Below are 17,905 nucleotides of genomic sequence, written 5' to 3' on the forward strand. Positions count from 1 at the left end.
CGTTCAACCGTGCAACTCACGGCTGTCTGCCGGGGCCTCAGCGCGGTCCGTCATGCCATAGTCCCGGATCACACGTGCCACACGCAAGCGATAATCCTCAAACACGCCCGCGCGCCCTTTGGCCTGTGCGCCCCGATGTTGTGTCAGCGCCCGCCAGCGCTCAACAGCCGCGTCATCCTTGAAAAAGGACAATGACAAAATCTTGTCCGGGTCGCTCAGACTTTGGAACCGCTCAACAGAGATGAAGCCCTCGACCTGCTCCAAAACCGGTCGCAAGCCGGCGGCAATATCCAGATAATCCTGCTTTTTACCGGCCGCGGGGCGCACTTCAAAAATGACGGCAATCACGTGGCTGCTCCGTGTGGCGTCGACGCCAGTTTCAGAAAGGTCCGCTCTTCGCGCAGAATGAATTTCTCGCGTTGCGCAAACGCGTAATTCTCTTGCCCTACAGGGTCCGCCGCCAACCGCGCACGATAGCTTTCATACGCGGCAAGGCTGGGGATATTGTAAATCCCATAAGCCAGCGTGCTCGACCCTTCATGAGGCGCATAATACCCGATCAGGTCCGCCCCGCTGCGCGGGATCGCCTGCCCCCAGTTTCGCGCATATTGTTCGAACGCCTGTTTCCGGGTTGGGTCGATCTGATATTGAATGACGCATGTCAGCATTTCGGTCTCCTATTGTACCTGACATTTATCGCACATTGACGCGCCGAAATGCTTCGGCCATGATCGAACTATGAAAGACGGACCAGACATCGCCCGCGTTGCCGCCCTGATCGGGGACCCGGCCCGCGCCAACATCCTTGCAGCCCTCATGAGCGGCAAGGCGTTAACCGCATCTGAACTCGCCGGCGAAGCGGGTGTCAGCCTTCAGACCACGTCCTCTCATCTGGCTCGTTTGTCCGATGGCGGGCTGATTGCACCGCGCAAATCCGGGCGGCACAAGTATTTCACGCTGGCCGATGCACAGGTTGCCACGGTTCTGGAATCGCTGATGGGACTGGCGGCCAGCTCGGGACATCTGCGCACACGGACCGGCCCGCGCGATTTGAAACTGCGCAAAGCCCGGGTCTGCTACAACCATCTGGCCGGTGACATGGGCGTCGCAATGTACCAGTCGATGCTGGCCAACGGGTATCTTCTTGAGGCCGGCGATCAGCTTGACCTGACCAAACGCGGCGCAGAATTTGTCACTGGATTGGGGATCGATCTGGATCGCCTGCCCAAATCGCGCACGCCTATGTGTCGTGCCTGCCTTGACTGGTCCGAACGGCAATCGCATCTGGCCGGACGGCTTGGGCGCGCCATGCTTGACGGTTTTATGCACAAAAGCTGGGTAGTCCGTGAACCCGACAGCCGGGTCTTGCGGTTCTCGCCAAGCGGGGAAACCGCGTTCAATTCCCTGTTCAGCCAGCCCTGATTTCCCATTCGGAAACGATCTGGCCGACTGTTTCTCTGTTTCCGTGCCGCAAACGATCCGCGACAAATCCCCGATATTGTCCGCCCTTTGCCCTCATCCTGCCCGAATTGACCGCGATATCTGGTCCTCGAACAGGAATTCAGAGGTAGAACACATGGATCGCCTAACCGAAATGGAAGCTTTCGCCACCGTTGTGGACCAAGGGGGCTTTACAGATGCCGCCCGAAAGATGGGCATCTCAAAATCTGCCGTCTCCAAACACGTCTCCAGCCTTGAAGCGCGTCTTGGCGCCCGGCTGCTCAATCGCACAACCCGCCGCGTCAGCCCGACCGAAATTGGTCTGGCCTATTACGACCGCGCCCGCCGCGTTTTGAATGACGCCGGAGAAGCCGACGCGCTTGTCACCTCTATGCAATCCGCGCCCTCGGGCCTGCTGCGTATTTCGGTGGCCACAGATTTCGGCGTCAATCATCTCAGCCCGGTTCTGGGTGAATTCCTCAATGAATTCCCGGATATCACCGTCAATATGGTGCTGAACAACCGCTATGTCGAACTGATCTCCGAAGGCTTTGATATGGCCATCCGCATTGGGGAACTGGAAGACAGCACATTGCGGGCCCGCAAGCTGACCGACACCACCAAACGCATGATCGCCAGCCCGGAATATTTCGAACGTTACGGACGTCCCGAAAAAATTGACGATCTCAATGATCACAAGCTGTTGCATTATTCCAGCCAGTCCAACGGTGCGGTCTGGAAACTGACCGCCCCATCCGGCGAAAAACGTCAGGTGCGCACTGCTGGCTGGCTCTCGGTGAATGATGGTCAATCCCTTCTGAACGCCGCCATCTCCGGTCTCGGCATCGCCTATCTGCCAAGCTTCCTTTATGCCGACGCGCTCGAACAAGGTCTGGTCGAAGACGCCATTCCCGAGCTTCCAACCGAAACGCAAGGCATCTACGCGGTTTACCCGCCGGGCCGCTTTACTCAGCCCAAAGTGCGCGCGTTTATTGACTTTCTCGTGCACGCCTTTGCCGACAAAGGCCCTGCCGACTGGTAAGATTTTTCCCTGGCTATTCACATTGTGAATGCAAAACTCAACCCGGGCCAAATGGTCCGGGTTTTTTTCTTTTTGTTCCGGAATTTTCCTCGGACTTGACCGATGGCCAGACGAGCTATGATACTTCTGACTTTCAAACAGACAGGATTACCATGTCAGACCCCATGTCGCCCCCCATGACCTGCACGCGCCTTTATTGCGACGACAATGGCGACAGTCATTTTCAGGACTTCGAGATCGATTTGAACTCTGTGCAATATGCACCGCCCGCACCTGCGCTGGATATATCAGCCTCAATGCCTGCCAGTTCCGCTTTTTGGTTCAGGTTTCCAAAAGGATGGAGCGACGACGCGCATCCCTCACCGCGACGCCAGCTCTTTATCGTTCTGACCGGGCGCGTCGAAGGCTGGACCAGCCTGGGGGATCGCCGGGTTTTTGGCCCCGGAGACCGTCTGTTGATGGAAGATACATCCGGTCCCGGCCACGGCGCGCGCCCAATCGACGGCGAAGCAACTGCCCTCGTTGTTGCGCTGGATTAAGACGCCCTTCGCCACTTTTCCCGGGGTGCTCTCAGCCTACTCGGTGTTTAGCAAGACCGCTTCGACGCGTCGGTTGGCATTGCGTCCGTCCTCGGTCAGGTTGGACGCAATCGGTGATAAAAACCCAACCCCGCGCGCCTCCAGCTGTGCCTTGGCCACCTTGTACACATCAACCAGCCGCTGACGCACAGAAGTCGCGCGTTTGCGCGACAGCTCTGTATTTTGTGCCAATGAGCCTTTGCTGTCGGTGTGCCCCACCAGCGCAACCCGCCGGGTCGCGTCCGCATTCAGAAACGCAGCCAGGGACTCAAGCGACACAAACGGCCCTTCGCCCAGCCGGGATGACCCGGTTTCAAACACAAGATCGGACAGAACTATGTGCCCTGTGCGTTCCAGCCACAGCGGAATATTGTCCGCCTCCACCACCGCCGGACGCAGTTTGGACGGATCCCCAACCTCATTTGGCTGGCCAATCCTGGGCGTGTCCTCAGGGTCAACGGGGTCAACCGGGCGCACGCCCGGCTCTGGCGTCAATGTCGCGCGCGCATCAAGGTCCGGTGCCACTTCGATCACCTGCAACATGCCCGACCGCTCTGTGCGGCTGACCAAAACGGAAACCGCCTCTGGCCCATTTTCGCCATCGCGATGCGCCGCAAGAAACAGAAAATCGGACAAGTCCACGAACATCTCAGGCGGCGGTAACACGTTGGTGTTGAACCGGAAATCAAAGCCGCCACACAGGTCCGCATCACAGGCGAACTCGATGTCGTACCCCGCGCTCAGAACCTGCGCGCTCAAATCCGCCATAAGCCCGGACGTACCGGTGAACCCTCCGACCAATCGCCAACTGCGCTGACGCACCGACCCCGGCAACCGGTCGCTGGGCACCGTACCATTGGCAAATGGCCCGGTCGGAACGGCATAAAACCCCTCTTCCGTCAGGTATTCGCCCAGCAACTGCGTACCACTTGGCAACGCTGGCTCAAATGCCAGCGCCATCCCGGGCCAAAACGCCAGCGTTATGGCAATCGCGTGTTTCATCTGGCCTGTGCGTGATACTCGTCATTGGGTTGCATCCTGGTGGCCGAGGCAACACGGTTGGACATATTGTAAAACCCGGCGACATTGGCAATGTCCCAGATATCCTGATCGCTGAACCCAACGTCGCGCAACCCCTGCCGGTCGCTTTCGTCAATGGTACAAGACGCCATGGTCATCTTTTCGCTGAAAGCCAGCATCGCGGTCTGGCGCGCGTCCAGTTCCGCGACCCGCCAGTTCATCACCATCATCTCACCCAGCTTAGGATCACCCGACAACTGACGCACCGCCGCGCCATGTGCGACCAGACAATAAAAGCACTTGTTGATGGCGCTGACGACAACTGCGATCATCTCACGTTCCAGCTTGCTCAACCCGTTGGGCGCAAGCATCAGATCGTTATAAAGCGCCGTGAACGCGTTCAGCTTGGCCTCGTCAATCGCATAGGCCTTCAGCACATTGGGCACCATGCCCAGCTTTTCCACGCAAATATCGAAATAGCGCTGCGTGTCTTCCGGCAAAGGATCCATCATTGGAATATCCAACGCGGTGGGTTTAGCGGTCTTGGACATGGGGTCTCCCTTATGCCGTTATCTTGTGCCTGTAGTGGTACTTTCCCACAACCGTCATCCCGAGGGAAGAATAGAGCCGGTTTGCGCCGGTATTGGCTGTGGTGCAGATCACCGCCACGGTATGTCCGCCATTTTCCAGAACCCAAAACGCGGCGCGTTGCATCAGCCAGCGCGCAACACCCTGTCGGCGTTGATGCGGCAGAATTTCCAACGCGTGCACCATTCCGACGCCATCATGCATCGCCAGAAATGATGTGCCCGCCGGTTGGTCCCGCCAGCGCGACACAAAGCCCGTCTTTGGGCCTGCCGCCCGATGCATCACATCAATGCGCTCAGGCCCGATACCGCCACTGGCCCACATTTCTTCCATGATTTTAAGCGGATCCCACGCAGGAATGGCGGCCGTGCGAGGTGGACGCTCGGTGGCAATGTCGCGCGCATCTGCGGCGTACATGGTCACAGGATCGATAATTTCGTACCCCAAGGACTCCAACAGCGCATCAAAGGCGTCGTCTCCCTCGCGGATCTGAAACAACGGACCTTGCCCCAGCGTCGCCATCGCCACCTCAGCTGCCACAACATCCTCAGCATTTGCCACGCCTTCGACGGTCGCCGCTGACACGCGTTTGCCGCCGCCTCGCCCATCACGCACGATAAACGGCCCGCAACGCGTCGTGGCAAAGGGCGGCCAGGTCGCCTCGACAATCTCATACATCTTTGCGGCATCCGGCAAACCCGTCATGCAAATAACTCCGCTAGACGTGTGATGGCCGCATCCACTCGCGCCCCATCCCGGCCACGGATCACAATATTCGCGCCGTAAACTCCGTCTTGCTGAAACGGATACGACCCCATCGACAGGTCATCAAAATCCTGCGCCAACTGCCCGAGTGGCCCCGCGATATCGCCTTCTCCCACCATCAGGCGCAAAGTTTGCGACAACAATGGCGCGCCGCCCGTCAGGGTTGGCAACACACTGGCCACCATCGCCTGAAACACAGACGGCACCCCGGCCATGACATGCACGTTTTCGATGGTAAATCCCGGCGCCACCGACACTGGATTGTCAATCAACACTGCCCCTTCCGGGATGCGCGCCATACGCAGCCGCGCCGCGTTCATCTCGCGCCCTGTGGCGTCATAATGCGCCTGCAACAACGCCCGCGCGTCCGCGCGCACATCAATCGCACGCTCAAACGCCGCGGCCATGCAATCGGCGGTAATGTCATCATGCGTCGGCCCAATGCCCCCGGACGTGAACACGCTGTCATAGGTGCTGGCCAGGGCGCGCACCGCCGCCACAATCACGTCAGGTGCGTCCCCCACAACCCGCACTTCGCACAGATCGATCCCCTGTTTGGTCAGTTCACTGGCAAGGTAATGCATATTCGCATCCCGGGTCCGCCCCGAGAGGATTTCATCCCCGATCACCAGCATGGCTGCTGTTGGATTGGTCATAGCGCAGGTCTCCTTGTCAGAGCGTCTAAGCAGGTATAGGGCTGGGCGCATGCGCTTTCAAACCCCTCTTTTACCCGCCGTGCTCATCCGCCGCTATAAACGTTTTCTTGCCGATGCAACACTGCCCGACGGCACCGAAGTCACCGCGCATTGTGCCAATCCGGGATCAATGATGGGACTGGCCACCCCCGGCAGCCGCATCTGGCTGGAACCTAACGATGATCCTAAAAAACAGCTGAAATTCGGCTGGCGGCTGGTCGAACATGAAAACGGCCATTTCACCGGCGTGGACACCTCCGTGCCAAACCGCGCCCTCAAAGCCGCGCTTCTGGCGCAGCAAGTGCCCGGCCTGAGCATATATCCAACCGTGCAAAGCGAAGTGAAATACGGCGAAAACAGCCGCATTGATTTCCTGCTCAGCGGCGACGGGTTGCCCGATCTTTATGTCGAGGTTAAATCCGTGACCCTGTCGCGCACGCCCGGCCTTGCCGAATTCCCCGACAGCGTCACCGCGCGCGGCACCAAACACCTGAACGAACTGCAACAGATGGTCGCCAACGGCCACCGCGCCATGATGTTTTACCTTGTGCAACGCACCGACGCCGCACAGGTCACGCTGGCCGCCGACATCGACCCGACCTACGCCGCCGCATTTAAATCCGCGCGCGCCGCCGGGGTCGGGGTTCTGGCACATGCCTGCCATATCTCACCTGACGCCATCACGCTGGGCCCACCCCTGCCATTCATCGATCCCTAGGCCCCGCGCCTCCCCTTCATTTTGCCAGAAATACTCCGGGGGAGCCGCCGCTTGCGGCGGTGGGGGCAGCGCCCCACAACAACACAATCCTAAATGTTGTCCCTCTGGTTCTTTCTCAATAAAACCCCTAAGTAACACTCAAACATCGGCCTGATGGAGCAGACCCAATGATCGGCAAACCCCGCCAAACCCGTGATGGCATCCGCATCTATGATGCGTCAGATTTCGCTGGCATGCACAAAGCCGGTGCTTTGGCGGCGCGTATTCTTGACGAGGTGATCCCACTGGTCGTCCCCGGCCAGACCACCGGAGAGATTGACCGCGTGATCGAAGCCAAAGTTGACGAAGCGGGCGCAAAATCCGCCACAATCGGCTATCGCGGCTACAAACATGCCTCCTGTATCAGCGTCAATCACGTGGTCTGCCACGGCATTCCCGGCGACAAGAAACTCAAAGACGGCGATATTCTGAACATCGACGTCACCGTGATCGTGGATGGCTGGTATGGTGACACCAGCCGCATGTATGTCGCGGGCAAACTGAACCGCCGCGCCGAACGCCTTATCCAGATCACACATGAATCCCTGATGAAGGGCATCGAAGCCGTGAAACCCGGCAACACATTTGGCGACATCGGCCACGCCATCCAGACATTTGCCGAAGGCCAACGCATGTCGGTGGTGCGCGATTTCTGCGGGCATGGGCTGGGCCGGGTGTTCCACTCTCCGCCCAACGTGCTGCATTACGGGCGCGCGGGCACCGGCGCCGTCCTCGAAGAAGGCATGTTCTTCACCATCGAGCCGATGATCAATCTGGGCCGCCCGGAAACCAAGGTCCTGTCGGATGACTGGACGGCCGTGACCCGCGACAAATCCTTGTCCGCGCAATTCGAACACTCTGTAGGCGTGACCGCAAACGGGTGTGAAATTTTCACCCTGTCACCTGCCGACAAATTCCATCCGACCTACGGCTAGGCGGCATACGCCCCGGCAAATTCCGGCGCGGCCCGCGTGGCCCCGCCGGTTTTTTCAGTCATAACTGACGGCCAGTCTGTACATGTGCCACGTCGCGTGCCCCAGCACCGGCAGCACAATCACCAGACCGATCAAAAACGGGATCGACCCGACCACCAGCATTGCGGCCACGACAAATCCCCATCCGGCCACAACCGCAGGGTTTTTGACAGCCACGCGCAGCGACGTGGCCACTGCAACCGGCAGCCCGACAGGCCGGTCCACCAACATCGGAAAGCTGACCATCGACGTCACCAGCACCACAGCGGCAAACACAAAGCCCACGCCACACCCGATCCACAACAGCGCCCATCCGGCCGAGGTTGTGACAACGTCGCGCAGCAACCCGGTCAGCGTTTTGGGCAAGTCCGGCCCCATCGTTGCGCCATAGATTTCGAGTGCGACCACCATCCAGACCACGTACAAGACCAGCAAATACAAGCCCAACACCATGATCGGGCCAAATACCCGCGTCCTCAGCGAAACCAGCGCTGACGCCCAACTGACCTCAGCGCCCTCTTCCTGCTGGCGGCTCATTTCATACAGCCCCACCGCCGCCATTGGCCCCAACAGCGCAAATCCCGCCGCCATGGGGAACACCAACGGGATCATCGCGCTGTTGAACGCCATCAATGTCAGCACCAATCCGATCAGCGGATAAATCATCACCAACACCATCACATCACTGCGACTGCGCCCCATATCGGCCAGCCCCAGTTTTATTGCCTTGGCAATATCGCTCATATGCAGACTGTGTACCCGGGGCGACACGCGCGCATCGCTCGCCAGCCCTTCCGCAACATCACCGGCAGCATGCCCGGCGCCACTCAGCGCCCTAGCGCCCCAGCTTAGCGGATTTCCAATTGTCTCAACCATTGCGTCCTCCTTGCTTGCACAAGACAGGCCGCGTGAATCGCGAAGATATGCAGGATGCTCAAACCCAAAAGTGGCAGGGTCCGAACCGTCAGGCGGCCTGCATCATGAGACCACCATAGCACAATGCCCGAAAATCCAAGGGAACATTTGCGCGATTATTCTGTCAGCGACAGCAATCCGTGCAATTCGTCCAGGTATTCGACAATTTCGGCGCCAAGCCCATCAAGGCGCCCAAAGGCCCCCGCTTCGTCAAACCCAATGGCGCGCATGCCTGCCTTTTGTGCGGCAATCACGCCCACCGGGCTGTCGTCAATCATCACACAATTTGTGGGCGCAACTGCAAATGCCTCGGCCGCCATCAGCAACAATGTCGGGTCAGGTTTGGGATAGCCATGCACATGCGGCGACCAGATACGCCCTTCGAACCGATCCCAAAGCCCGGATGGCCCCAGCGACACCTGCATCTTTTTCGGCGGCCCGTTGGACACGATGCAAAACGGAATTTTCAATCCATCCAGTCGGTCCAGCACCTCGTGAACGCCGTCAAGCACCCGCACGCCCTTGCGCAGGACCGCAAACATCTCGCCGTAAATTTCATCCAGCCAGTCCGACGGCAGATCAGCCCCCCGCCTGATGGCTTCGGCCATCGTGCCCTGCATCGTGCCGCCCGTAAAAAGCGCCTGACTGACTTCGCTCGACATATCCAGCCCATGCCGGGCCAGATTGCGCGACACCGCCAAAGCCGTTGCTGGCTCAGTATCCACCAGAACACCGTCACAATCAAAAATGACCAACTCCGGTCTCATGTCGCAGTCTCCAGAAATGTCACATGCGTGTCGCCGTATTTGCGCTGATCCAACAACCCGAACCCTTGCGGCGCGATTTGCGGCGCATTCTCTTCCCATACAATCAACGCACCCGGCGCGATCCAGCCCCCGGCGGACGCTGCTTCCAGCGCGCGCAGCCCCATGCCCTTGCCATATGGCGGGTCCAGAAACACCAGATCAAACGGCGTAGCATCGTTTGCGGGCAACCGGGTCGCATCCCGAGAGATCAGGCGACAGTCTGATTTGGACCGGGTCAGGCGTATATTCTCCCGGATCAGCGACCCGGCCTTGCGTCCGTCATCGACAAACACCACCGTCGCAGCACCACGCGACAACGCCTCCAGCCCCAGCGCGCCAGTACCTGCAAACAGGTCCAGCACCCGCGCATCGCTGATCGGGTCGCCAAATTTGCCGCCCATCAATACGTTGAACAGACTTTCGCGCACCCGGTCGGTTGTGGGGCGCAGATGTGCACCCGCATCCCCCTTGCCGACGCTGGCCAGCGCCGTTCCGCGAAACTGTCCGGCAATAACCCTCACAGGCGCATCAGGTCCTTCATATCCGTCTCCGGGTCGGCAATCGCCGCCGGATCAGGTGATTTACCGCCTTCGATCAGGCGTTTACCCACCATGTAATCGCGCGGCGCATTGGCCGCATCCACCGCCAGCAACGTCTCGCCCTGATAATACCAGAACGACCGGGACACATCGTCGTTGATCCGGCTGACCACCCGGTCATAGCCCACATTCAACCCGGCGATCTGCAATTTGACATCATACTGATCCGACCAAAACCACGGTTTGGCGACATAATCTTTGCCCGCCCCCATGATGTTTTCCGCCACGCATTCCGCCTGATCAATCGCATTTGGCACGCTTTCCAACCGGATGCGCGTTCCGCGATACGGGAACGACGCGCAATCCCCGGCGGCCCAGATCGCCGGATCAGACGTGCGCCCCTGTGCGTCCGTCTGAATGCCATTGTCCAACGTGATCCCCGCAACTTCGGCCAACCCGGTTGCGGGGGCAATCCCGACCCCGACAATGACAAAATCCAACACCAACTCTGAGCCGTCGCTCAACACCGCGCCACTGACACGGCCCTCTCCGGTCAGTTGTTCCAACCCAACGCCCTCGACAATGTTGACCCCGTGGCTGGCATGCAAAGCGCGGAAATAATCGCTGGTCTCTGGTGCTGCCACCCGCTGCAGAATGCGATCCGCCATCTCAACCAGCGTGACCTGCAGACCCCTGGACGCAGCAACCGCCGCCGCCTCAAGGCCAATATAGCCGCCGCCAACAATCAACACCCGCCGACCTTCGGCAAATTCCGGCGCCATCGCGTCTACGTCTTTCAGATCGCGCACCGTGTACACACCGTCCAGTGCACCCCCAATCGCGCCCGGCAAACGGTGCGGCGTAGACCCGGTGGTCAGCACCAGATGATCATAACTCAACGCATCAGCAGAAGTGACAACCTGCTTTGCCGCCGGATCAATCGCCTCAACCCGCTCGTTCAGCCGCAGATCAATGCCGTTTTCGCCATAAAAACTCTCGGGACGCAGATACAACCGTTCCACATCCATTTCGCCCAACAGATACTTTTTCGACAAGGGCGGGCGCTGATAGGGCGGCGCAGGTTCTTCGCCAATCAGCGTAATATCGCCCTCAAATCCAAGATTTCGAAGCTTTGTCACACAGGACGACCCGGCCTGACCGGCCCCGATCACAATAACTTGCATCTCACGCTCCTGTTTTCGTTTGCGAATGCCCAGCGCGACTCTATATCGCGGAGTCTGGGAAACGCAACGAGAGAGACTTTTTCATGACGATAAAACCTGGTGAAAAACTACCCGCGGCCACATTGATGAAAGTCGGCTCCGAAGGCCCTGAACCGGTTGACCTTGCGCCACTGGTTGAGGGACGCAAAGTGGTAATGTTTGGCCTGCCCGGCGCGTTCACCCGAACCTGTTCATCGGCCCATTTGCCCAGCTTTATGCGCACAGCAAATGCGTTCAAAGAAAAGGGCGTTGATGAGATTATCTGCATTTCTGTGAACGACCCGTTTGTCATGGATGCCTGGGACAAATCCACCGGCGCGTCTGACGCTGGTGTCACCATGCTGGTCGATCCGGCAGGTGAGTTTGTAAAATCCATTGGTCTGGATTTTTCTGTGCCTGCCATTGGCTTCATCAACCGCGCGCGCCGCTTTGCCGCTGTGATCGACGATGGAACCGTTACGACGCTGAACGTCGAAGAGGCCAAAGGAGTATGCGAGATTTCCGCCGGTGAAACACTGCTCGCAACGCTCTGATACCGGCACCCCAAAAAATACATACGGGCCAGCGCGTATCCCTCTCTGGCCCGTTTCAATTTTCAGACGTCAAAAACGTTACAGGCTGTCCATCTTGCGGGCCAGCTTGGCGTCCAGCGATGACACGCCGCCCACATCATGCGTGGTCAGCACCACCTCGATCCGGTTGTAAACATTGAACCATTCCGGATGGTGGTTCCATTTCTCAGCCCAAAGCGCAGCGCGGCTCATCCAGCCAAACGCATCCACAAAGCTGTCAAACCGATAGGTCTTTGTGATCGCATCGCGCCCGTCTACCATCGCCCAGCCGCTTTGAAACAGCGGCGCCAGCACCGCATCGCGGGCTGCATCACTCAGCAGTTCCGTCATTCGTGCTCCTCTCTGGTTTCTTTGCGAAACGGCCCCCAGGCCGTCATCACTTCGATTTCTTCCGTAACCGCCGCGCGTTCGGCGGTCAGGTAATTGCCCACCGCCTCAGCAAACCCCGGATCGCCAATCCAATGCAACGACTGTGTTTGAACCGGCAGATATCCGCGCGCCAGCTTGTGTTCCCCCTGCGCCCCGGCCTCGACCCGGTCCAGCCCATGCGCGATGGCCCAGTCAATCGCCTGATAATAACACAGTTCAAAGTGCAGACAGCGGTGATCCTCGATACAGCCCCAATACCGCCCATAAAGACAGTCCCGCCCAATCATGTTCATCGCCCCGGCCACCGGCACCCCGTCGCGCATGGCAAAGATCAGCAGAATGTCGTCGCGCAGCGTTTCGTGCGCAATGTCGAAAAACGACCGCGCCAAATAAGGCGTGCCCCATTTACGCGCGCCAGTGTCCTGATAAAACCGCCACATCGCGTCCCAGTGTTCCGGCTGAATATCGGCTCCGGTCACACAGATAATCTCACCGCCAAAAGCCTGCGCCGTTGCCCGTTCCTTGCGCATGTTCTTGCGTTTGCGCGAGGATAACGACGCCAGAAAGCCATCAAAATCCGCATAGCCCTGATTGACCCAATGGTATTGCTGCCCGGTGCGCAGCATCAGCCCCATCGCCGCGCCTGCAGTGGCTTCGGTGTCATCGCAAAAGGTGATGTGCAACGACGACAGCTCGTTATCTGCGGCCACCTGTACCGCGCCCTGCACCAGCGCAGATTGCCCGGTTGCTTCAAACCCCGGACGCGTCAGCAACCGCCGTCCGCTGACTGGCGTAAACGGCACGGCCATCTGTAACTTGGGATAATAGCGCCCACCCGCCCGCTCATACGCATGCGCCCAGTTGTGATCGAACACATACTCGCCCTGACTGTGCGACTTGGCAAAAAGCGGCGCGGCGGCGATGACCTGGCCCGACAGACGCGCCGTCAGATAACGAGGCTGCCATCCGGTGCCCGGCCCAACCGACCCGCTGTCCTCCAGCGCTTTCAGGAACCGATAGGTGGTGAAGGGATCACGCGCGCGCCCGCCATCCGCAACTTCGGGACAGGCGCAAGCGTCCCAGTCTTGCGCTGTCACGCTGTCCAGCGTGGCGTGCATCTCTATCTCAATCTGGCCACCATCCATGTCGCGCGTCTCCCTGCCTTCACTATCTGGCAACGAACCACGCCTGTTCAAGCTAGATCAACGCGTAAACGACGCCAGATATCCCTCAAAGGTCACATTATCGGCAACACGGCGCGCCTCTGCTTCGGCCTCAGGCGACTTGACCGTCCAGCACAGCACCGTCGCCCCAGCCTGTTTCAGCGCACCAATACGGGCACGCCCCAGATCACAGGCCAAATGGCTGATGAAACACGCACCAACCCGGTCGTAATCGGGGATCTCGTTCAACCGGTCGCGCACATCTTTGGACACCAACGGCCATTCCCGCAGGTTAAAATCCTCTGACACCAAGCCGCGCGGCACATCCGGCGCCAACTGCGCCATCATTTCCACACTGTGCGGATTGAAAGACATAACCGCCACCGGCCCGTTATATCCCTGAAGCGCAGCCGCGGCGGCCTCTTCCAGCAGGCCGACATCGGTGCCAAGCGCACCGTCCTGATCTTTGATCTCAACCAACACCGGAACCTGCCCGTCAACCAGCGCCAGAACCTCTGCAAAAGTCGGCACGCCTTCGCTACCGCCGGTCAGATGAATATCCGCCAGCTCCTGCGACGTACGCTGACGGATCGGGCCGGCTTCAGCGGTCAGGCGATCCAGTTGATAGTCGTGAAACACCATGGCCTGCCCGTCACTTGACAGTTGCAGGTCAATCTCGATGCCATAGCCAAGGTCGATCGCCGCGCGAATGGCCGCGCGGCTGTTTTCCGGACGTCCGTCAGACACATCATGCAAGGCACGATGCGCCAACGGCACACTCAGAAAACTGTCATGCAATCCGGTACTCATACGATCTGAAAAATGCCTTCGATTTCAACCGCGACGCCCAATGGCAATGCTGCAGCCGATACTGCCGAACGCGCATGGCGTCCTTTGTCGGCCAATGCTTCGACCAGAAAATCAGACGCGCCATTGATCACCTTGGGCTGATCGGTGAAATCCGCTGTCGAATTCACAAATCCAGTCAGCTTGACCACGCGCACCAACCGCTCCAGATCACCGCCACAGGCGGCCTTGAGCTGTGCCAGCAACCCGATGGCACAGGTTTTCGCGGCGGCTGCCCCGGCTTCAACGGTCATGTCAGCCCCCAGCTTTCCAGTGATCAGACCATCCGGCCCCATGGAAATCTGTCCTGAAACGTAAACCACGTCACCGACCTGAACGAACGGGACATAGTTGGCTGCTGGTGCAGGTGCATCTGGCAAAATCACACCCAGTTCCGCCAGCCTTGCTTCGATTGCGCTCATCATTTCACTCCGTGAATCACCATTTCCGCGGCGACGCTAAACCGCGCGCGCCACCAAGGAAACCGAATTCGCAACACCGGGGTTAACCTTCCCGGAAAGCCTTGGTGAAATAGTCAGTCAACGGCTTCACCAGATAGGCCAGCGGCGTCCTGCTCTGCGTGCGCAAAAAAGCGTCCACCGGCATGCCGGGGATCAAGGCGACATTGTCGGCTAACTTGGTGATTTCTCCTTCGCTCAGATGAATCTCCACGCGATAATATGACAATTTTGTCACCTCATCCTGAAACGCATCCGGTGACACACGAACGATTTCTCCGATCAATTCCGGCGTCGTCCGTTGGTCAAAAGCCGAGAACCGCAGTGACGCCTCCTGACCGGGGTACACCTGATCAATGTGGATCGTTGGAACCTGGGCTTCAACCACCAATGGTCTGTCCTGCGGTACAATGAACATCAACGGCTCGGCGGGTCGGATAACGGACAAAAGCGCATTGACCGCCATACCATAAACAATTCCGGACACAGGGGCGCGTATGTCCAGACGGGACAATCGTTCCTTAGTGCTGCGGCGTTGTTCGGTCAACTCAAGCTCGCGATATCGCAAGTCACGCAATACGCTAATCGCCTCTTCGCGGCGCGTGGCCACTAAATTCAGCTTTTCTAACTCGATTTCGGTAACTCTGCCTTCGGCTTGGGCGCGGGACGCGGTCAGTTCTCCGACGCGACCTGCCAGACCGGCTTCTTCGCGCCGTAACGCCAGAATTCGGGTGGCTTGCGCCAATCCCTTATCAAAAAGGATTTTCTGGTCTCCCAATTCCTGCCTGATCAGGTCAAGTTGAGTGCTCAATGATACAAGCTGCGCGTCAATTCCATCGATCTGGTTTTCGATTTGCGCGGCCCGTTTCGACAGTTGTTCTGCAGCCTGAGATTGGGTTTTCAACCGCGCTTCAAACAGCCGCTCCTGACCCTGAACAATGTTTTCAACAATCGGGTCATCCTTGGTGCTTTCCAACAACTCCGGCTCGAACACAATGTGATCCTGACCATCACGCTCGGCCTCAAGCCGACCACGGCGCGCAACCAGTTCCCAAAGCTGCCCCTCCGTTACGATAAGCGTGGACATCAACAATTTGTCGTCAAGCCGAACCATAACCTGGCCTTTTTCGACAGTGTCGCCTTCGTCGATGTTCAGTTCGGTGACGATGCCCCCATCAAGATGTTGGACAATCTGCCTGTTGCGATCGACCTCAACCCTTCCAGAAGCAATAATGGCACCCGAGATGTTGGTGATTACCGCCCACACGCCAAACCCACCAACCAAAATCAAAAGCGTCACAGCGCCCAGAATGACGGGTGCCTTGGCACTCCATTTCTTAGTCTCGCTCACTGTACACCTCCCGGACCGGGCGCATTTTTGATCTGTTTGAAGTTCTGCAAGACTTCCTGCATCACTTTATCGCGTGGCCCAAACGCGCGAACGGCGCCGCTGTCCAACGCCAAAAGCGTATCGCATTCCTGAATTGCCGCGGGTCTGTGCGCCATGATGAGCACCGACCCACCCGCCGCCTTTGTCGCCCGAATGGCTGTATTCAAAGCCTCAGATCCTTCGTTGTCGAGATTTGAATTCGGCTCATCTAGGACAAGTATAACCGGGTCCCCAAACATCGCGCGGGCCAACCCGATGCGTTGAACCTGCCCTCCTGACAAACGTCCGCCATGCGCCGCAACTTGCGTGTCATACCCATGCGGCAACTTCAGGATCATTTCGTGCGCGTCTGCCTTTTGCGCCGCCTCGACGACTTTTTTCGGATCGGGATTCAGCGTCAGCCGGGCAATATTTTCCGCAATCGTCCCATCAAACAGCTCAACCCGTTGCGGCAGATAACCAATATACTGACCCAGGTTCTCGGGCGAATATTGGTCAAGCGACGCTCCATCCAGCCGTACCTTGCCACCCGCAGCGCGCCAGGTTCCGGTCAACGCCCGCGCTAGCGTCGACTTCCCGGCGCCAGATGGGCCAATCACTCCTACGGCCTGTCCCGGCGTTACTTGGAAAGACACCATTCGCAACGCCGCTTGCGCTTCCCCCGGCGGAACAACTGTCAGTTGATGGACAATCAGTTTTGCCTCCGGAACCGGCAGAGCTGTGCGAGGAACTTCTTCCCCGACTTCTGACAAAAGGGCGCTCAGGTTGACCCAACCGGTTCTTGCACGTTGAACGACCGGCCACTGATTGACGATCATTTCAATCGGGGCCAACGCACGCCCCATCAGGATCGAACCCGCAATCATTGCCCCGGGTGTTATCTCGCCTTTAAGAGCAAGATATGCTCCAAGGCCAAGCATTGCCGACTGCAAAAACAACCGAAATGTTTTTGTGGAGACTGTAAATGCGCCGCCGATGTCCGCTGCGGAAACTGTCGCCTTAAGAGATTTGTCCCGCGCGGTCTTCCAGCGTTCGAACGCCGACCGTTGCATCCCCATGGAACGGATCATTTCCGCTTCCGATATCATCTGGCTCGACATCCTCGACGCCCAGTTCATCGTTGTGCCCATAGTTTCGGTGCTTTTTTTGGTAGCAACTTGGTTCAGCACGGTCGCCAAAATCAAAAGACCGCCTCCGGCCATCGCCAGAATTCCGAGCCATGGGTGAAACAACGAAATGCCTGCCAGAAAAATCGGCGTCCAGGGCATGTCGAAAACACTTGTCAAAACCGGCGATGTCATAAGCCTTTGAATAGCCTCCAAATCGCCAAGACCCGTTTGCGCACGCTGCGACGGACCGATTGCAGACCGGCGCATGACGGCCGAAAAAACCCTCTTATCCAGACGCGACTGAAACCGAGCGCCAACCCGCGCCATAACCCGTCCGCGAGCATAATCCAAAAGCCCCATCATCGCGAACAGGAATGCAACCACCAGCGCCAAGGCAAACAGCGTTTCCTCCGATTTACTGCCCAGCACCCGATCATATACCTGCAGCATGAAAATCGGGCCTGTCAGCATCAGCAAATTCACGAAACAACTGAAAATCCCGACCGCCCAGTACAAGCCGCGACTCTCTTTTCGCGCATTGCGAAGCTCTTCAGCTCCGGCGTCCCTGTTCTCTGTTACCATATGCAAATCCTGATCTTGCTCTTGCTTTCCGCCCTCGAAGATGGGCTTATTACACCTTGACTGACGCGCACCTG

22 protein-coding genes are annotated in these 17,905 nt (G+C 58.4%); 6 read left to right on the forward strand and 16 right to left on the reverse strand.

Annotation, left to right across the window (positions count from 1 at the left end; genetic code table 11):
• Window positions 1-3: 3 nt before the first annotated feature.
• Together ABJI08_RS01385 and ABJI08_RS01390 are read right to left on the reverse strand one after the other, a co-directional pair.
• Window positions 4-348, reverse strand: coding sequence for an antibiotic biosynthesis monooxygenase (locus ABJI08_RS01385; protein WP_348400036.1), 345 nt, complete (start codon window positions 346-348; stop codon window positions 4-6).
• Window positions 345-668 (reverse strand): NIPSNAP family protein, encoded by a 324-nt coding sequence (locus tag ABJI08_RS01390; protein ID WP_348400037.1) that lies wholly within the window; start codon window positions 666-668, stop codon window positions 345-347. The genes ABJI08_RS01385 and ABJI08_RS01390 overlap by 4 nt, the downstream gene beginning before the upstream one ends.
• Window positions 669-738: 70 nt before the next feature.
• Between ABJI08_RS01390 and ABJI08_RS01395 the strand changes: the two genes are divergently transcribed.
• The 3 genes from ABJI08_RS01395 (at window position 739) to ABJI08_RS01405 (ending at window position 3,021) form a co-directional block, all read left to right on the forward strand.
• Window positions 739-1,422 carry a winged helix-turn-helix domain-containing protein gene (locus ABJI08_RS01395; RefSeq protein ID WP_348400038.1) on the forward strand — a complete coding sequence of 228 codons (684 nt, stop codon included), beginning with the start codon at window positions 739-741 and terminating at the stop codon, window positions 1,420-1,422.
• A 154-nt stretch (window positions 1,423-1,576) separates the two neighbouring features.
• Window positions 1,577-2,482: a LysR family transcriptional regulator gene (locus ABJI08_RS01400; protein ID WP_348400039.1), complete on the forward strand. Its 906-nt coding sequence runs from the start codon at window positions 1,577-1,579 to the stop codon at window positions 2,480-2,482.
• A gap of 152 nt (window positions 2,483-2,634) precedes the next feature.
• Window positions 2,635-3,021 carry a cupin gene (locus ABJI08_RS01405; RefSeq protein ID WP_348400040.1) on the forward strand — a complete coding sequence of 129 codons (387 nt, stop codon included), beginning with the start codon at window positions 2,635-2,637 and terminating at the stop codon, window positions 3,019-3,021.
• Window positions 3,022-3,057: 36 nt separating this feature from the next.
• Here the strand turns inward: ABJI08_RS01405 and ABJI08_RS01410 are convergent, their stop codons facing one another.
• From ABJI08_RS01410 to ABJI08_RS01425, 4 genes are read right to left on the reverse strand one after another with little or no spacing between them, the layout of a single operon-like run.
• On the reverse strand, window positions 3,058-4,062 hold the full coding sequence (locus ABJI08_RS01410; protein WP_348400041.1) for an OmpA family protein: 1,005 nt from the start codon (window positions 4,060-4,062) through the stop codon (window positions 3,058-3,060).
• On the reverse strand, window positions 4,059-4,631 hold the full coding sequence (locus ABJI08_RS01415; RefSeq protein WP_348400042.1) for a peroxidase-related enzyme: 573 nt from the start codon (window positions 4,629-4,631) through the stop codon (window positions 4,059-4,061). Before ABJI08_RS01415 ends, ABJI08_RS01410 begins: the two co-directional genes overlap by 4 nt.
• A gap of 10 nt (window positions 4,632-4,641) precedes the next feature.
• Entirely contained in the window at window positions 4,642-5,373 is a 732-nt protein-coding gene (locus tag ABJI08_RS01420) for a GNAT family N-acetyltransferase (protein ID WP_348400043.1), read from the reverse strand.
• Entirely contained in the window at window positions 5,370-6,089 is a 720-nt protein-coding gene (locus tag ABJI08_RS01425; protein WP_348400044.1) for a molybdopterin-binding protein, read from the reverse strand. Before ABJI08_RS01425 ends, ABJI08_RS01420 begins: the two co-directional genes overlap by 4 nt.
• A 49-nt stretch (window positions 6,090-6,138) precedes the next feature.
• On the opposite strand from ABJI08_RS01425, the gene sfsA reads away from it, so the two are divergent.
• Complete coding sequence (sfsA, locus tag ABJI08_RS01430) at window positions 6,139-6,846, forward strand: DNA/RNA nuclease SfsA (RefSeq protein WP_348400045.1); 708 nt, start codon at window positions 6,139-6,141, stop codon at window positions 6,844-6,846.
• Window positions 6,847-7,013: 167 nt separating this feature from the next.
• Window positions 7,014-7,820, forward strand: a complete 807-nt coding sequence (gene map, locus ABJI08_RS01435; RefSeq protein ID WP_348400046.1) for a type I methionyl aminopeptidase — start codon at window positions 7,014-7,016, stop codon at window positions 7,818-7,820.
• A 54-nt stretch (window positions 7,821-7,874) separates the two neighbouring features.
• Here map and ABJI08_RS01440 read toward each other — a convergent pair whose 3' ends face one another.
• From ABJI08_RS01440 to ABJI08_RS01455, 4 genes are all read right to left on the reverse strand, one after another.
• A complete protein-coding gene (locus ABJI08_RS01440) occupies window positions 7,875-8,735 on the reverse strand; it encodes a DUF2189 domain-containing protein (RefSeq protein WP_348400047.1) in 861 nt (286 codons plus the stop codon).
• A 155-nt stretch (window positions 8,736-8,890) separates the two neighbouring features.
• On the reverse strand, window positions 8,891-9,541 hold the full coding sequence (locus ABJI08_RS01445) for an HAD family phosphatase (RefSeq protein WP_348400048.1): 651 nt from the start codon (window positions 9,539-9,541) through the stop codon (window positions 8,891-8,893).
• Window positions 9,538-10,101 carry a 16S rRNA (guanine(966)-N(2))-methyltransferase RsmD gene (gene rsmD, locus ABJI08_RS01450; RefSeq protein WP_348400049.1) on the reverse strand — a complete coding sequence of 188 codons (564 nt, stop codon included), beginning with the start codon at window positions 10,099-10,101 and terminating at the stop codon, window positions 9,538-9,540. Before rsmD ends, ABJI08_RS01445 begins: the two co-directional genes overlap by 4 nt.
• Window positions 10,098-11,303 carry an FAD-dependent oxidoreductase gene (locus ABJI08_RS01455; protein ID WP_348400050.1) on the reverse strand — a complete coding sequence of 402 codons (1,206 nt, stop codon included), beginning with the start codon at window positions 11,301-11,303 and terminating at the stop codon, window positions 10,098-10,100. The genes rsmD and ABJI08_RS01455 overlap by 4 nt, the downstream gene beginning before the upstream one ends.
• Window positions 11,304-11,386: 83 nt before the next feature.
• On the opposite strand from ABJI08_RS01455, the gene ABJI08_RS01460 reads away from it, so the two are divergent.
• Window positions 11,387-11,875, forward strand: coding sequence for a peroxiredoxin (locus ABJI08_RS01460; protein ID WP_348400051.1), 489 nt, complete (start codon window positions 11,387-11,389; stop codon window positions 11,873-11,875).
• A 78-nt stretch (window positions 11,876-11,953) separates the two neighbouring features.
• Here ABJI08_RS01460 and ABJI08_RS01465 read toward each other — a convergent pair whose 3' ends face one another.
• The 6 genes from ABJI08_RS01465 to ABJI08_RS01490 all read right to left on the reverse strand — a co-directional run bounded on the left by ABJI08_RS01465 (window position 11,954) and on the right by ABJI08_RS01490 (window position 17,831).
• On the reverse strand, window positions 11,954-12,244 hold the full coding sequence (locus ABJI08_RS01465) for a 4a-hydroxytetrahydrobiopterin dehydratase (protein WP_348400052.1): 291 nt from the start codon (window positions 12,242-12,244) through the stop codon (window positions 11,954-11,956).
• The gene (locus tag ABJI08_RS01470; protein WP_348400053.1) at window positions 12,241-13,428 is read right to left on the reverse strand and encodes a GNAT family N-acetyltransferase; all 1,188 of its coding nucleotides are present in this window, start codon (window positions 13,426-13,428) and stop codon (window positions 12,241-12,243) included. The genes ABJI08_RS01465 and ABJI08_RS01470 overlap by 4 nt, the downstream gene beginning before the upstream one ends.
• Before the next feature lie 57 nt (window positions 13,429-13,485).
• Window positions 13,486-14,256, reverse strand: coding sequence for a glycerophosphodiester phosphodiesterase family protein (locus ABJI08_RS01475; protein WP_348400054.1), 771 nt, complete (start codon window positions 14,254-14,256; stop codon window positions 13,486-13,488).
• Complete coding sequence (locus ABJI08_RS01480; RefSeq protein WP_348400055.1) at window positions 14,253-14,714, reverse strand: RidA family protein; 462 nt, start codon at window positions 14,712-14,714, stop codon at window positions 14,253-14,255. The genes ABJI08_RS01475 and ABJI08_RS01480 overlap by 4 nt, the downstream gene beginning before the upstream one ends.
• An 82-nt stretch (window positions 14,715-14,796) precedes the next feature.
• The gene (locus ABJI08_RS01485) at window positions 14,797-16,101 is read right to left on the reverse strand and encodes an HlyD family type I secretion periplasmic adaptor subunit (RefSeq protein WP_348400056.1); all 1,305 of its coding nucleotides are present in this window, start codon (window positions 16,099-16,101) and stop codon (window positions 14,797-14,799) included.
• A complete protein-coding gene (locus ABJI08_RS01490) occupies window positions 16,098-17,831 on the reverse strand; it encodes a type I secretion system permease/ATPase (protein ID WP_348400057.1) in 1,734 nt (577 codons plus the stop codon). Before ABJI08_RS01490 ends, ABJI08_RS01485 begins: the two co-directional genes overlap by 4 nt.
• Between the last annotated feature and the right edge of the window lie 74 nt (window positions 17,832-17,905).

It is taken from the genome of Shimia sp. (genome assembly GCF_039969785.1).
Classification (GTDB): domain Bacteria; phylum Pseudomonadota; class Alphaproteobacteria; order Rhodobacterales; family Rhodobacteraceae; genus Shimia.